General features: G+C 52.2%; 14 protein-coding genes. 8 read left to right on the top strand and 6 right to left on the bottom strand.

All coding sequences use genetic code 11. The features are described 5' to 3' along the window. Window positions 1-210: 210 nt before the first annotated feature. Both SYN7336_RS27360 and SYN7336_RS22620 read left to right on the top strand, forming a co-directional pair. On the top strand, window positions 211-837 hold the full coding sequence (locus tag SYN7336_RS27360) for an NYN domain-containing protein (protein WP_071590918.1): 627 nt from the start codon (window positions 211-213) through the stop codon (window positions 835-837). 87 nt (window positions 838-924) lie between these two features. Further along, window positions 925-1,608, top strand: coding sequence for a nuclease-related domain-containing protein (locus tag SYN7336_RS22620; RefSeq protein WP_017328229.1), 684 nt, complete (start codon window positions 925-927; stop codon window positions 1,606-1,608). 74 nt (window positions 1,609-1,682) lie between these two features. Here SYN7336_RS22620 and SYN7336_RS28430 read toward each other — a convergent pair whose 3' ends face one another. Beyond that, on the bottom strand, window positions 1,683-2,384 hold the full coding sequence (locus SYN7336_RS28430) for a pentapeptide repeat-containing protein (protein ID WP_017328228.1): 702 nt from the start codon (window positions 2,382-2,384) through the stop codon (window positions 1,683-1,685). Between the two features lie 212 nt (window positions 2,385-2,596). Between SYN7336_RS28430 and SYN7336_RS22610 the strand changes: the two genes are divergently transcribed. Next, a complete protein-coding gene (locus SYN7336_RS22610; protein WP_038026204.1) occupies window positions 2,597-3,322 on the top strand; it encodes a hypothetical protein in 726 nt (241 codons plus the stop codon). 48 nt (window positions 3,323-3,370) lie between these two features. On the opposite strand, the gene SYN7336_RS22605 is transcribed toward SYN7336_RS22610, so the two are convergent. Continuing rightward, entirely contained in the window at window positions 3,371-4,633 is a 1,263-nt protein-coding gene (locus SYN7336_RS22605; RefSeq protein ID WP_026101242.1) for a S41 family peptidase, read from the bottom strand. 150 nt (window positions 4,634-4,783) lie between these two features. Between SYN7336_RS22605 and SYN7336_RS22600 the strand changes: the two genes are divergently transcribed. Beyond that, complete coding sequence (locus SYN7336_RS22600; RefSeq protein ID WP_017328225.1) at window positions 4,784-5,167, top strand: DUF1823 family protein; 384 nt, start codon at window positions 4,784-4,786, stop codon at window positions 5,165-5,167. Here the strand turns inward: SYN7336_RS22600 and pyrF are convergent. Together pyrF and SYN7336_RS22590 are read right to left on the bottom strand one after the other, a co-directional pair. Then, window positions 5,164-5,895 carry an orotidine-5'-phosphate decarboxylase gene (gene pyrF, locus SYN7336_RS22595; RefSeq protein ID WP_026101241.1) on the bottom strand — a complete coding sequence of 244 codons (732 nt, stop codon included), beginning with the start codon at window positions 5,893-5,895 and terminating at the stop codon, window positions 5,164-5,166. The genes SYN7336_RS22600 and pyrF overlap by 4 nt on opposite strands. Before the next feature lie 229 nt (window positions 5,896-6,124). Further along, the gene (locus tag SYN7336_RS22590; protein ID WP_017328223.1) at window positions 6,125-6,685 is read right to left on the bottom strand and encodes a DUF3122 domain-containing protein; all 561 of its coding nucleotides are present in this window, start codon (window positions 6,683-6,685) and stop codon (window positions 6,125-6,127) included. A gap of 224 nt (window positions 6,686-6,909) precedes the next feature. Here SYN7336_RS22590 and rimK point away from each other — a divergent pair, with 224 nt between their 5' ends. Then, a complete protein-coding gene (rimK, locus tag SYN7336_RS22585) occupies window positions 6,910-7,815 on the top strand; it encodes a 30S ribosomal protein S6--L-glutamate ligase (RefSeq protein ID WP_017328222.1) in 906 nt (301 codons plus the stop codon). A gap of 11 nt (window positions 7,816-7,826) precedes the next feature. After that, on the top strand, window positions 7,827-8,801 hold the full coding sequence (locus SYN7336_RS22580) for a succinylglutamate desuccinylase/aspartoacylase family protein (RefSeq protein WP_017328221.1): 975 nt from the start codon (window positions 7,827-7,829) through the stop codon (window positions 8,799-8,801). 38 nt (window positions 8,802-8,839) lie between these two features. Here SYN7336_RS22580 and SYN7336_RS22575 read toward each other — a convergent pair whose 3' ends face one another. Next, window positions 8,840-10,450, bottom strand: a complete 1,611-nt coding sequence (locus tag SYN7336_RS22575) for a sodium:proton antiporter (protein WP_017328220.1) — start codon at window positions 10,448-10,450, stop codon at window positions 8,840-8,842. Window positions 10,451-10,609: 159 nt separating this feature from the next. On the opposite strand from SYN7336_RS22575, the gene larE reads away from it, so the two are divergent. Next, on the top strand, window positions 10,610-11,485 hold the full coding sequence (larE, locus tag SYN7336_RS22570; protein WP_017328219.1) for an ATP-dependent sacrificial sulfur transferase LarE: 876 nt from the start codon (window positions 10,610-10,612) through the stop codon (window positions 11,483-11,485). A 73-nt stretch (window positions 11,486-11,558) separates the two neighbouring features. Continuing rightward, window positions 11,559-13,193: a signal recognition particle-docking protein FtsY gene (ftsY, locus tag SYN7336_RS22565; RefSeq protein WP_017328218.1), complete on the top strand. Its 1,635-nt coding sequence runs from the start codon at window positions 11,559-11,561 to the stop codon at window positions 13,191-13,193. 532 nt (window positions 13,194-13,725) lie between these two features. Here the strand turns inward: ftsY and SYN7336_RS22560 are convergent. After that, window positions 13,726-15,201, bottom strand: coding sequence for a hypothetical protein (locus SYN7336_RS22560; RefSeq protein ID WP_017328217.1), 1,476 nt, complete (start codon window positions 15,199-15,201; stop codon window positions 13,726-13,728). Window positions 15,202-15,222: the final 21 nt, after the last annotated feature.

The raw sequence follows: 15,222 nt of genomic DNA, 5'->3' as shown, positions 1-15,222 counted from the left end.
CAATGAAATGTTAGGTGGCAAGCGAGAACCCTGTTTTTTGTCCCTCTGAGGAAAAGGTACTTGACGATACGGTAACGATGACATATGCTTATAGTACAACTCCCCAGTAATAGCTGGTTGGGTAGCCTAAATGGCTACCTCTAAGTTTAAGAAATTTAAAGTCTGCCCATTACAAGTTGGCAGGCTTTGTTTTTGGAAAGGCAAGCAACTTTGGCTAAACGTAGCATCATATATATAGATGGCTTCAATTTCTATTATGGTGCAGTCAAGGGCACTCCTCATAAGTGGCTAGATCTACAGAAATATTTCAAGCTGCTTAGACAGGCTGATGATATAAAAAAAATTTGGTACTTTACCGCAAAAGTCAGCGGAAACCAGCTAGCCAGGCAAGAAACCTACTTTGATGCGCTAGCCACTTTGCCGCTCATTGAAATGGTATTCGGGCTGTATAAACTCAAAACTTTGCGCTGCAAAATAAATGGGTGTGGCTATCAAGGCAAGAAATCCTATAAGGTTCCTGAAGAAAAAGGAACGGATGTCAATATTGCTCTACAAATGCTAGATGATGCATATCAAGGTGCCTGTGACCGCATAGTTCTTGTTTCGGGTGACTCCGATTTAGTACCAGCGGTGAAGCTAGTCAAGAAAAGACATCCAGCGATCAAAGTTACTGTCTATATTCCTGCGTCTGATCGTAGACGAGGAGCAGCAAGAGAATTGAGGCGGGTTGCTGACAAGCATAAAAGTTTACCAACAGTGCTGCTTTCAAAGGCTCAATTTCCTCAGAGTCTCACAGGAGCTTCAGGGCGAAACATCAGGAAGCCTGCAAATTGGTAGCCAGACACTAGATGAGAGTAGTTTGAGCCACCTAACATCACCTAGCGCAAGCTTCATCCTACTGGACCTCTAGGCTTCTCACCAGCCATGTCTTTTCGCCCACATGCCGGTCGCAATCCTCACTCGCTCGCCTTAGCTCGTCGCATTCGCGCTATACAGGTGTTTGGGGCTGCTGGGTTAACCTTCATTGCATCGTTTGTGCTCCACTACTATTTCCAGAACCTGAACGAGGCATTCAGGATCGTCGGGGAAACGCCCGTGCGGGTGCCTGTTTACGTTTATGCAATCTTTGCACTGCTGGCGATCTCTCAACTCGCTTACGGAGTTTTGCTGTGGCGGCAAGGCGATCGGGTTATCCAGGGGGCAAAGGGGGAGGAAGGCATTGCCGCCGAGCTCTCTCAACTCAAAACTGAAGGGTGGGCGATTGAGTACGGCCTCAAGATTCTGAGCGTGGGGGATGTGGATGTGGTGTGCCGATCTCCTCGGGGCAACGCCTATGCGATCGAGGTTAAATCCCATCGCGGCCACGTCATAAAAGACGGCGAGCGGCTGCGCAGGCAGTACGGTCAAGAGATCTACGACTTCGAGAACGATTTTCTGGCCCAAACGCTGAGGCAGGCAAAAGCGGTCCAGCAATTGAAGCAATGGCCATTTGTCACCCCTATTTTGGCTTTCTCGCGGGCCTCCGTCCGCATTGGACCGGGCAAGCTGCGCGGGGTCTATGTACTGCAGAAAAATCGCTTGGCGGATCTGTTGCGCGATCTAGGTTAGGTCGCGCCGGTTGCGGGCAAATGTCGAGGGGGTCAATGCATTGTCAGGCAAGCTTGCAGTGGGTTGATGCAGATCTATTCGATCTCTCGCATTTGCGCATCGTCAGGATTGAAGCCGTTGGGGAATTGAGTGTTGCGATCGTAAAGGGCATTGCGGAAGTTGGGCAACGGCGCGAGGGTTTCCTGAATTTGGGACTCGGCAATATCAGTGCCCTGAATCAGCGCTGAAATGAAGAGCATTTTGGCCAAATCTCGATCGTCGAGGTCGATCGCACCGTCAGGCTCGAAGAGCTGGTCTTCTTCCACCTCCGCTTGACGCATAATGGCTTCGCGAAGAACCTCCGCCCAGAGGGGAACCCCTGCGGCGATCGCACTGCCAATATCCTCCTGCCCCCACTCGATATCCCGCAGATCCGCCCCGGCTAAATTGGCCCGCTCGAAGTTCGTCCGCCGCAGATCCGCTCCCGCGAGATTGGCTCCGCGCAGATTGGCCCCCGAGAGGTTGGCTCCTGCCAAATTGGCATAGCGGAGATTGGCATTAGCCAGTTGGGCTCCCTCTAGATCGGCATCGACTAAATTGGCCGCCTGCAGATCCGCCCGCTCGAATTCTGCATCGATCAGATTGGCCCGATCGAGATCGGCCCCCTGCAAATCGACGCGGTTGAGATTGCAACCGGGGCAGTTGCCCGTTTTTTCCAATTGTCCGGTATCGTTGCAGGCTCCCAGAGCGATCGCCACTGCTGCCACCGCCAATACGGGCCAAGGTTTAGCACTCATAGCAGCTTCTCCTGCAGAATCTATCTCTACCTTAACGGGTCGACATCAGACCTACAGAGGCGATCGCGGCTCGCTTGCTGCGCGGTTGAGAACTCCAATTTACAGCAAGCAGCAATCGCCTCCTCCAGCCGGCGGCCAACACCAGCCTCAGCACGCGAATGGCATGCGATTGGGCATCTTGCCTAGGATGGGAATGATGCTGGAGTAAGGTCGTGCGAAATTTACTATTGGCGATCGTTGTATTGAGCTTATCGATCGCTCCGGCGATCGCTCGGACCGCCTTGGAGTTGCACCAGCAACTGGACCGTGCCGTAGGCGATCGAGCCTGGGGAGAGGCGATCGCCATTGTGGACGAGTTGATGGCAGCCGAGCCCGAGCGATGGGCAGAGCTGCAGGCATATCGCGATCGGCTCGAACAATTGGCTGCCGCGACTCCTACCCCAGTGCCCGAACCCGCTGAAACGCCGAGCCCTCAGATTTTGAGAGCAAATGTCGAACGCATCGAGGCAGCCGAGCTCGACCTCGGCAGTATCCAAATCCGACGAGTCCGCGTTGTCGCCACCGGCCCGCCCCCTCCGTTTGCAGGTCGTCCCCGCCGCAACACCTTCAGGCTCGGTTCGTCCTCGGGCATCCCCGCCAGACCCAGTGCCAGACAATACAACACCACATTTCCATCGGAATATACCGCCAGTGTGATGGTTGTGGCCCCTCGCGGCACTGAGGATGTAGTGCTGGAAGCAACGCTGCGCAGTGCAACAGGCCGCAGTCAGACCAGAAGGGCACGGTTGGGCGATCGCGATCGCAGCACCCTCACATTCACCTTTAGTGCCGCTGCAGTGTCCGCTCCCGTACGACTGGAGATTGCGGTCCCTGCCGCCAATCTGACGCGATCGTTCAGGTTGGATGTGCCCAGTCGCGACGAGCCCATTCGCCTCTAACAGCAGTAGGACGCAGCAGAAAACCCATCAGCTCGGGAAGCAGCAATGTTAGCTGCCTGCCCTCCAACCAGCAGCCAACATCGGCGTCAACACGCGAATGGCAGCGGCATATTGAGGATCGGTTTGGGTACCGATGTCGGCAGGCGTGAGATCGAGCTGGGCAATATCGGCGACAGTGAGTTCGACTTCCACATCGGGGTCGATCCCCACCTGATGAATATCCCGTCCTGAAGGAGTGCGATAGCGCGCCGTGGTGAGGGCCAAGCCCGCCCCCCCCGACAGAGCGTGAACCGCCTGGACAGATCCTTTGCCAAATGTCGTCGTGCCTACCAGTGTGGCGCGATCGTTGTCTTGTAGAGCACCGGCTAAAATTTCGCTGGCGCTGGCAGAACCGCCGTTGATTAAAACCACAATGGGCTTATCGGAAAGAGCGCGATTGTGGGCCAACACCTGTTCGCGCACCCCCTGGCGATCGACCACCTGCACGAGAGCCCCATCATCCACAAACATGCGGGCAATTTCAGTGCTGGAAAACAGCAGTCCCCCAGGATTGGAGCGCAGATCGAGCACGTACCCCTGCGCCCCGGCCTCCTCCAGCTCTTCCAGAGCGGCTCGCATCTCTCGGGCGGCGTTGCTGCTGAACTGAGAAATGCGAATGTACCCGATCGTGTCTGAGCCGATGCGACGCAGGTCGTGGCGAACGGCAGGTAACGAAATCACCTGGCGTACCATAGTGAAATCCAGTACTTCGCCCTGGCGGCGGACGGAGAGGGTGACGGATGTGCCCACCTGACCCCGAATCAGATTGACCGCTTCTAAGATGTCCATACCCTCTGTACTCACCCCATCCACAGCCACAATGGCATCCCCGCTTAAAATGCCTGCTTCCGCTGCCGGGAAGCCTTCGTTCGGGGCAATCACCACAATGTCTTCGGTGTCCGCATCTACCGCCAACTGCATTCCTACCCCCGTCAGTCGCCCGGAGGTTTCAATACGCATAGAAGCAAATGCATCGGGATCTAAAAAGCGCGTGAAAGGATCGTCCAGCGTTCCCAGCAGATCGCGAATGGTGTCGTAGGCGTCTTCGTCGGTGACGTACTCGCGCGCGAGTAGCTCGGCACGCTGCTGCAGCCAATCTTGACCGTTATAGCCAGTATCCACAAATTCTCGATTGACGAGCTGCCAAACCTCGTCCACGATCTCTTTAGGACTACTGCGCAATTCGGCCCAACTGGGGCTAGCCATCTGCATGCTCAGCAGGCTAGTCACGATCGCGATCGCCGCAAGTTTGAGGGGAGACATCGAGCTCATGGGGATGATGCTGGGGACTTCATGACTATCCTAGCGATTCGGCAATAGGGGGGCATACGCGAAAGTCCATAGTTTTGCGATGAGAAGATCTCGCCCTGGCTCGACGTGGGGGTCAATATAGAGATGAGAGTCAATATATAAGGTGTGACTATGGAGCTTCCCAATCTATCAGTGGATACGATTTGGGCCATTTTGAACGGCGATCTCGAAGACGAGGTGGTGAATGCTTTGGTCTGGAGATCGCTCAACTATAGCTACGATCCCGACACAGATCGGTGGGATGCATCAACTGCCGAGCCTCCTTGGCACGAGGTCGAAGCTCCCAACTTCATCGGCAGCCGCCCCGACACGATTGCGCTGACCCGCTCTATCCCAAAGGAATACAAACAACTCCTCAAAGAACGACTCGATTTTCAGGGCTACCAAGTCCACGAACTCACACCCCAAAAAACTCGGCGGGCGACTGCAGCGAATTGGCTACTCTTTCGCTTGACGGCGCAAATATCGCCTAGCGGCAAGGATGATAGTGACTAACGTTCAGCTTCAAAGAGATCCTTGATGCGTCGTTGAAACTCACAGGCCGTCTGATAAGGATTAGCCGCATACTTAATCGGCCTGCCGACAACAATATAATCCGCACCATTGAGAAATGCTGCTTCGATATCAACGGTGCGCTTTTGATCGTCAGTATTGTCGACTGGTCTTATACCTGGTGTGACGACCAAAAAATTTTTCCCTAAATCGCTTCTTAACTCCCTTGCTTCTAACCCAGAAGAAATAACACCGTCACATCCCAAGCTAAGAGCTCTTTTTGCTCTCGAAAGAACCAACTCTTCAACATCACACTGAAATCCCAAGTCATTCAGATCGCCCCTGTCTAGGCTAGTTAAGACGGTTACAGCTAAAATTTTTAATTCGCCTTTCGCTCGAACCGCTGCTTCCAAAATTGCATCGTTCCCATGCACTGTCGCAAATATGGCTCCCTTGTCTTTTAGCTGTTTAACAGCAGATCCAACCGTCTGAGGGACATCAAAAAACTTCAGATCGACGAAAACTTTCTTGCCGCGATCGACGAGCCAAGATACCATGTCATAGTAGCCGCCTGCCATGAACATCTCTAGACCGAGCTTATAAAATTCAACTGAATCTCCTAATGTTTCAACCATTGACTTTGCTGCTTCACGTCCATCAAAGTCAAGGGCAAATATTAGCCTTTCTTTAGTTTCAATCGGCTTCTCTGAAAGATAAGATTTTTGATTCATGAAGATTTTCAATAGCACTAAAAGTATGCTTTTTTGAAGAGCTACTCAGATTTGGTCGGAAGACAAACAAAAAGCTGCCGAATGGGGATAGTTTATCACTTTACCACAGGGAACAACCGACGACTGGGGATTAGGTTGGAGGTTGTCGACAGCATCACGCACCCTACAAGAGTGGCGCTCGCAATGTAAATCACTCGATAGGTATCCGAGAACAATTCTTCGTTAGACTCTATTTGGCTTCTCGGTACGCGACCGTTTGCCATTCTTCGATCGCCCCCACAGGCACCGCAATTGCCACATCTCCATCCAGCGTTGGCAAAACCAACTTCAACGGCGCATTCGCATCCACCTGCGACACAATGGCAGCAATATCGAATTGCCCCACATTCGCAGGCACGATATTATCCGCAAACACTCGCTCGGAGGCATCGGTCGCCACAAACGTTTGCCCGCGATAGTTCGTCAGCCTCAAGGCTTTTCCTCGCTGCACCTCCACCCCACCGGGAAACCCCACTAGCCGCAACAACATCCAAGCACTGCCATCGGGAAACGATCGTTTGAAGGCGATCGCCTGCCAAGGTCGTCCCGCATCGTCTTTAAGGGATTGAAACGACTTGTAGAGCATCTGCCCCGGAGCCTCTTGCACGAAATCCAGACGAGCGATCGCGGGCGAAGCCAGCCCATTCCAATAAACTGAGACCGTCAGTAGAATGGCGATCGCCCAGCAGACCCCGCACAAACTCCGCTGGAAACTCAAACAAGGCGCAAACTTGGTGGAGATACATACCATTTTGAAGCTCGGCAATCTTTCTCTATACACCTGTTGTACACCAGTTGAATGCCCTCGACAGCACGGGATGAGCAAAGGAGTTAGAGATATGGGGCAAATCAAATTTGAGCTGAGCCAGACAGAAATTTTCTAATTTTTTTCAATCTTTTTTGACATTTATGATAAGATTATTAAATGAGTAAAAGCAAAGAAAAGGCGCTCGAACAGACATATTAGGTAATCTTATGAAAATCGCCATCTTATCCCAAAAGGAATCGCTCTACTCGACTCGTCGCCTCAAAGAAGCTAGTGAAGAGCGCGGACATACAGTCAAAGTAATTGACTACTTGCGCTGCTATATGAATATTACTGCCCATAACCCTAAAATTATTTATCAAGGCGAACCTTTAGAAGATTTTGATGCAATTATTCCCCGCATTGGAGCCTCTCAAACCTTTTATGGAACGGCGGTGGTTCGGCAATTTGAAGTCATGGAAGTTTTTGTAGCCAATAGCTCTCAAGCGATCGCCCGTTCGAGAGATAAACTACGCTGTTTGCAAATCCTAACTCGCCAGGGAATTGGCTTGCCCGTGACTGGATTTGCCCACTCCACCAAAGATATCGAGGGTTTGATCGATACAGTGGGTGGAGCTCCACTAGTGATTAAACTGCTGGAGGGAACGCAGGGCATTGGAGTCGTGCTGGCAGAAACGAGATCGGCAGCTAAGTCAGTAATTGAAGCCTTTCGGGGCTTAGATGCCAATATTTTGGTACAAGAGTTTATTAAAGAGGCAGGAGGAGCCGATCTCCGCTGCTTTGTGGTGGGGGAAAAGGTAATCGCTTCTATGCAGCGTCAGGGTGCTCCAGGAGAATTTCGCTCGAACATCCATCGCGGGGGCTCGGCTTCTGCCATCAAGCTCACCCCAGAAGAACGCAGCACGGCAGTTCGGGCTGCCAAAGCGATGGGACTGCAAGTTGCTGGAGTGGATCTGCTGCGCTCCAACCACGGCCCTGTGATTATGGAGGTCAATTCTTCCCCTGGATTGGAAGGGATCGAGGCTGCAACGGGGGTAGATGTTGCGGGCAAGATCGTTGCATTTATTGAGAAAAATGCCGCTCCGGGGAACAAGCGCGATCGCGTCCAATACTGAGGCGTGAGTTGATGAAAGCCCCTGCCCCCATATTTGAAATTGCTGGAGTGACCGTGACTCCTGGCACCCAGCAGCGCTTCGAAATTCCTGTTGCCCGCCTGCCAACCCAGACGATGCTGTCTTTGCCCGTGACAGCGATCAATGGCCGCTACGAGGGGCCTCGACTGTGGCTGAGTGCCGCCATTCATGGCGATGAAATCAATGGTGTCGAGATTATTCGACAGGTTTTAGCTCGCATTAAGCCCAAACGACTGAGGGGTGCCCTGATTGCCGTTCCGATTGTGAACGTGTTCGGATTTATCGAACAATCTCGCTATCTGCCAGATCGGCGCGATCTGAACCGTTTGTTTCCAGGCTCGGCCAGAGGATCGCTAGGCTCTCGCCTCGCACACTTGTTCTTGCAAGAAGTGGTCAGCCACTGTACCCACGGCATCGATTTACATACAGCATCCCATCACCGCACCAACTTGCCTCAACTGCGGGCTGACTTACAAGATCCAGAGACCTATCGTTGCGCCCGAGCCTTTGGAACTCCCGTCATTATTCACGCCGCGACGAGGGATGGTTCCCTCCGTCAGGCAGCAGCCCATCGCGGCAATTCTATTTTGCTCTACGAGGGAGGAGAAGCTCTCCGCTTCGATGCCAAAGCGATTCGGGCCGGAGTAGAAGGCATTTTTCGGGTGATGTCAGTACTGGGAATGTACGAGTCAGACTTGAATGAGTTATCTAAACCTCCTCTGGAAGTGACCCAAACAAAATGGATTCGGGCTTCTCGCGGCGGTATTTTCCACAGAGAAGTAGAGCTGGGTCAGACAGTCGCCAAGGGGCAAACTTTAGGATTTATTTCCGACGCCTTTGGCGAAAAAAATGTCAAGATCCGTGCTTCTTTGCACGGATTAGTGATTGGTCACGCACAGAACCCCCTAACAAACCAGGGAGATGGTTTATTTCATTTGGCAGATTTGAGTCACTCTACATCAACTTAGGGCTTGTCAGTGAATCAGTTAGCGTGGAGAGCGATCGCCTAAGCCAACTCGGGGTCGGCAGACTTCTCTAAAGACTCGAATTCCAATACAGGCGAGAGTTCGACATTGAGACGACCGACACGAACTAACTGGGCGTAAGTCTCAGCTTCTACCGCTATCAACTCCTCTTTAAACCGCTCGTTCGCTAACTCCCGCAATGAGGGATATTCCTGCCGCAAGGTGTTCAGAGTAGCCTCGATTGCTTCAATTTGTCCCTTCACCAAAGAGGTCTGATAGCGGCAAACTTCAGTGTCGATGTCCTGTCGGTTGCGGGCTGCTTGCAAGTAGTCCAAGACGCGATTGAGGGCCACCAGCCGAGCCAGATTTTCAGTGTATTGAGACTGTAATGGTCCATCTCCCAAGAGATTCAATCGATCTAGCAGGGGCTTCACGGTCAGGCCCTCCACTAGCAATGTGAACAAAACCACACCGAACACGATCGCGAAAATCGTTTCTTGTTGGGGAATGACTGCTGGCACACTCAGGGCTAGGGCGATCGATACCGATCCCCTCAATCCCCCCCACCACAACACCGTTTGTTCGGCGAGCGGAATGTTTGACTTGGCAATGCCATTACTGATGGCCCCCAATCCATAGGTGGAGATCGCGCGGGAGGCCAAGGCAGCGGCGATCGCCACGGCGATGGGAACGATATTCTCTGCCAAACCGCTAAAGCTAATGCGATCGCCAATCAGCAAAAACACAATCGAGTTGACAAAAAAGGCAACAAAATCCCAAAACTCCGTCACCACCAGCCGCGTGCGCGGGTTCATGCCAATGCGGGAGCCAAAGTTGCCCAAAACGATCCCGACGGTGACCACTCCAATCACCCCCGAGCCCCCCAACTCCTCCACCAGCAGATACGTCCCGTAGGCTGCCACCAATGTGAGTGACTGTTCCACCATGGGCAAATCGAACCGTTGAGTGAGATAGGAAATGCCAAATCCCACCACGGCCCCAAGCCCCACCCCAACTCCAACCACCACCAGAAAACCGGAGATCGCCGACGCCACCGTAAATTCCCCCTGTCCGAGGGGGATGCCCACCAGCAGGCCAAAGGCTACAACCGCAACGCCGTCATTAAACAGGCTTTCCCCTTCCATCAAGACTGTTAGACGCTTGCTGGCCCCCAGCTCTCGAAACAGTGCAATCACCGATACGGGGTCTGTAGCCGAGAGACTGGCTCCAATCAGCAGGGCAATGGGTAGCGGCAAGGCCGCCCAGCGATTCAGGCCCAATCCGATCCCCAGCACCGAAATCACGACTCCGAAGATCGCATACAGCAGGATGGGTACCCAATCTTGCCTGAGTGCTTTCCATTCCAAATTCCAAGCCGCCTCGAACAGCAGGGGAGGGAGAAAGATTAACAAAATCAGCTCGGGGGACAGATCCACTAGCCGCACGTCCAAAAAGGCCAGACACAAGCCCACAATCACCAGCAATAGGGTGTAAGGCACCTGCCGCAGCCAATTGGAAAATCGAGATATCGTCGCAACGCTTAACGATACTGTCAGGACCAGCAGAAAGCGCTCTAACCCCCGTTCGACCGTGATTTCGGTGGCAGATTCTAGAACGTCTGGGGCAGCTTGGGCGAGAAAGAGAGGCAACATTGTGGATAGAGAATCGCGATAAACCGATGGACTGGAATAGAAGCGCTACAGTGAGTCTAGAGTGACGAGGCTAAGTCTGCCACTGCGCTCTCTACCGTATCGTCTCTGACAAGACTTGCTCCAGATATCTTTGTCTTCCCCTTCAATCTCTTGCCTGCCATGACTGAGACCCCGACTGCCCCCCAGCTGGCCATCGATGCCGATTTGCAAGCCAAACTCGATCGCCTCAGAGCTATCTTTACTGACATGGACCGCGTGCTGGTGGCCTATTCGGGCGGGATCGACAGCACGCTAGTGGCCAAGGTGGCACTGGATATGTTGGGGGACGATGTATTAGCCATTACGGCAGTTTCTCCTTCCTTGATGCCGGAGGATTTGGACGAGGCGATCGCCCAAGCGCAATTCATGGGATTGACCCACGAGCTGGCGAACACCCACGAAATGGAGAACCCCAACTACGCCAGCAACCCCGTCAATCGCTGTTACTTCTGCAAAAGCGAGTTGCACGACACCCTCAAACCGTTGGCCAAAGAGCGAGGATATCCCTATGTGGTAGATGGGGTCAATGCTGACGATTTGCAGGATTATCGACCGGGGGTGCAGGCAGCCAAGGAGCGGGGAGCGCGATCGCCCCTCGCTGAAGTGGGTATTACCAAACTGGAAGTGCGGCAATTGTCGCAATCTCTCGGACTGTCGTGGTGGGATAAGCCCGCTCAGCCCTGCTTGAGTTCGCGGTTTCCGTATGGCGAGTCGATTACGCTGGAAAAGCTGGCACGAGTGGCTGCTGCGGAACGATATTTGCGCAATCTGGGCTGGCGTCAGGTGCGGGTGAGATCGGAGCAGGAGACGGCTCGGATCGAGCTGCCACCCGAACGAATTGGAGAATTTGTGACATCCACCGATCTCGATGCCCTCGTGCAGGCGTTTAAGGCGGCTGGTTTCGCCTACGTTGCCCTCGATTTAGAAGGCTATCGCAGTGGTAAATTGAACCGAGTTTTGTCTTCAGAGCAGCGACAAGAGTATGTCAGAGCTTAGAAGTCGCGATCGCTAGCCTTACGGCTAATGCCTGCCGGCATTATGCTGGAGGGAACCTAAAGGAGAGGTGCCGATGGCCTTCGATTGGTTCCGACGCAAAAAAAAAGCCGAGCCCGAACAAGAATCCCAAAAAGCGCCCGATGTCGCACCATCGAGCAAAACTCAGCCTGCGCGCGAACCTGAAACCCAAGCGACTCCGGCTCCAGCTAGCAGCGAAGATTACTTAGCCTTCGCGAAAGCCGCCTACGCCAATCTCAAAACCAAAGAAGCCACCACTGTCGCTCCTTCTGCGCCAGCTCCTTCACCTGCAGTTGCGCCCCCCAGCCTGCCCGAGCTGCCCGCCACCCCCAAAGTTGCCGAGAGCCCCGAACCCGTTGCTGAAGCACCTGCTGCTGTAGATCCCGCGCCCGAGACAGACGAACTCAATCCAGAGATTGCAACAGTTGACTCTCCAGAGGCGATCGCCCCCGAACCTGTTGCTGCCCAAGAATCTGCGATCGCCCCCGAACCCACCACAGAGCAACTGACCGAACTGGCTGCCACTGCCACCGCATCTGCAGAACCCTCCGCTCCTAAAGCCTTCTTCGAAATGGCCCCCAAAGCCTCCGAACGGTTGGAGGTGTTGGAGGCAGAAGCTCTCGAAGAACCCGAGCCCGCAGTTGAGGCCCCCGAGCCCAGCCTGCAAGCTCCAGCAGCCACAACTTATGTGCCCGACTTTGACGATGGTTTTGTTTGGTCTGCCGAAGTGCTTGCTTCTCAGGGTCGCGGCATTGAGGAAATCACGGTTGAGGAAATCACTTGGCTGCAGAAACTGCGGCGCGGTCTGGGCAAAACTCGTCTGTCGCTGATTAACCAACTGAAAGGTCTGGTGGGTAAAGGCCCCATCAACGACGAAGCGGTCGAGGAAATTGAAGCCCTGCTATTGCAAGCAGATGTAGGCATTTCCGCTACGGATCGAATTGTGGAAGCCCTGCAAAATCGCATGCGCGACGAAGTACTTCCCCCCGAAGAAGCTGTCTCCTACCTCAAGCAATTGCTGCGGGAGATTCTCTCTGTGGGCGAGCCCAGCTTTGCTCCTCAAGAAGATGGACTCAATATTTGGTTGATGGTGGGGGTCAACGGTGCAGGCAAAACCACCACCCTCGGCAAAATTGCCAATCTGGCTCAAAAGTCCGGTTATAAGGTTTTGGTGGCTGCTGCGGATACTTTCCGTGCTGCTGCGGTGGAGCAGGTCAAGGTGTGGTGCGAGCGGGCGGGTGTGGAGGCGATCGCCAATCCCGGCCAAAATACCGATCCGGCGGCGGTGGTGTTTGATGCGATCGCGGCTGCTAGATCTCGCAATGTCGATCTGCTGTTGGTGGATACTGCCGGACGCCTGCAAAACAAGAAGAATCTGATGGATGAGTTGACCAAAATCCGCCGCATTGTGGATAAAAAAGCCCCCGACGCTAAAGTAGAGTCCCTTTTAGTGCTCGATGCCACCCTCGGCCAAAATGGTCTGCGCCAAGCCCAAGTTTTCTCTGAAGCTGCCAACCTCAGCGGTGTCGTGCTGACTAAGCTGGATGGCACGGCTAAGGGGGGGGTGGCGCTGGCTGTTGCTAATGAAATGAAGTTGCCCATTCGCTTTATTGGTGTGGGTGAAGGGCTGGAAGACCTACGCCCCTTTTCCAGCTATGAGTTTGTCGAAGCTTTAGTCAGTGAGTATTAAAAAGGGTTGGGTTAAGGCTCTTAAGTAGAGGTACTTAAAACTCATCCATGTTAAGATCTGGAGTTTTCAGGCATTGCACTCGGCCCCCTAAATCCCCCACCAGTGGGGGACTTGTGAGAGTCTGTTGGCTTCGCTCTACGCCTTTAATGTCCACGATTCACAGGGTCGTCTTCCTTGTCTCAAAACCCCAGCTAGTACTGTGCTCAAGTCCCCCAGAATGGGGGATTTAGGGGGCGAATGCAGTGGTTAACAGCGTTAGTGAGGGGGACTAAAAGGTGCCTCATTAAAACTACAGGTTTCTGACTGGGTTTGGTTTATATATATCCTAGAGAGTTCGTTATGATGGCAATCTCATACCATTCCTATGTAACCTTGCACTTAATTTTCCTGGATTATTACAGTGACTAGCCTATTGTGGCAAGTTTTCGGGCGATCTAGTGACGAATTATTAAGCGTAGCTTCATATAAGATTGGTATCAGATCAATACACTTTTTAATGAAAAACATAAAATGAAACCCTTACCCTATCAAACTATTGCCGACTAACTACTGTTGGGTCTATGAAGGAGGGAGGCGATATACCAAAGATTGGATCAAAATTAACATTTGGATTGGCATCAATACCCCCACTAGCATTCAGGTCTCCTTCAGTGTGAGCAATTCCAGAGAGTGATGAATTGGACTGCAAGTTTATGCCCCCCTTTGAAAGAATTGCAGCTTCAATACTTACTCCATTTGCAACGGTAACAGTGCTTTGGGAGGCAAAAACTGTATTAACTAAGTCTTCATTGGGATCGACAATTATACTTCCGCTTATGTTGATATCGCCCCTATTGCTTGCAAAAACTAATTCACCTGAGGCATTAAAATTGCCATTTAGACTTATTGTTTTGTCTGAAATAACATTGGAACCATCAAAGGTAGACACCCCATCGAAGGTGATTCCACCGTTGTTAGTGATGACTGTAGAATTTATTAAAGTCACATCATTAAAATTTATGTCACCACCTCTAAGCTCAATCATACAATTTTCGATTGTTGCTCCTGAGGGGACTGGAAGGCCACTAAAATCGAGGAATATCACCTCATTAGCAGAACAATTCAAGTTGCTTATCGCGGTCTCAAATTGAGTAGCACTATTTTGGGTGTCTAATGTGTTGTTGCCAGTAAACTCATTTCTAGAAACAGTCACTTGGGTGACACCATCTGGCAAAAGGTTCGTGGTCACTTCAGCGTGAGTTGGTACGACAACATCAATATCATCAACTCGAACACGAGGGCCATTATCCGTCCTGCCGGTACCATCTCCAATGTCGGCTGAACTTCTGCAGTACTCTACCGATCTAACATCTACATTACAATTTGTTGCATCAACTCCTGCTGTAATATCGATGGCCTCAAAAGGATCGAGAGCATCATTCATTCGAAATTCGCCATTTTTAAGATTGAATCCGTTATTGCCGTGAACTCCTACCGTAAGCATTCCACCACCATCTAGAGTGATAACTTTCTCGCTGATGATTTCATCTGAAAATTCCGGCGTAGAATCTGTATCTACAGTCAATTGAACTGTCGCATCGCTTTGAGAGCTCGTAATCCCTTCTGTATAGGTTGATGTAATGCGTATAAATGTAGTATCACCATCGACCAAAGTTGCCAGTGGTGTACTTACGGCAGCAGCAGCCACCTGAATCTGTCCGCTACCCACGTTGGATGGAACTGGGATCGCGGGCATCGCGTTAATGGCAGCAACAATAGCTACTTCTGTATCGTATGTTCCAGGGCTATCCACAAATGCAAGCGCTGCATCAATCCCTGAATCTGCTAGGTATTTGGCTTGGGTATTAGCTGAAATGTTACGAGCAATGTTCGCATTTGAAACCACTAACGAACTAGCTCCGGCCCCTAGAACAAGAAGCACTGCCATGATCAAGAGCGAGGTCACCAATAAATAGCCACGTAAGTTGGGGCGAGAACCGAGTTTAGGCAGAAATTGTTTAGAGTACATGAGATGTCTAGCTCCAATTGT

It is taken from the genome of Synechococcus sp. PCC 7336, from assembly GCF_000332275.1.
In the GTDB taxonomy this organism is placed as follows: Bacteria; Cyanobacteriota; Cyanobacteriia; order Thermostichales; family PCC-7336; genus PCC-7336.
This window is presented reverse-complemented; position numbering and strand designations above follow the sequence as displayed.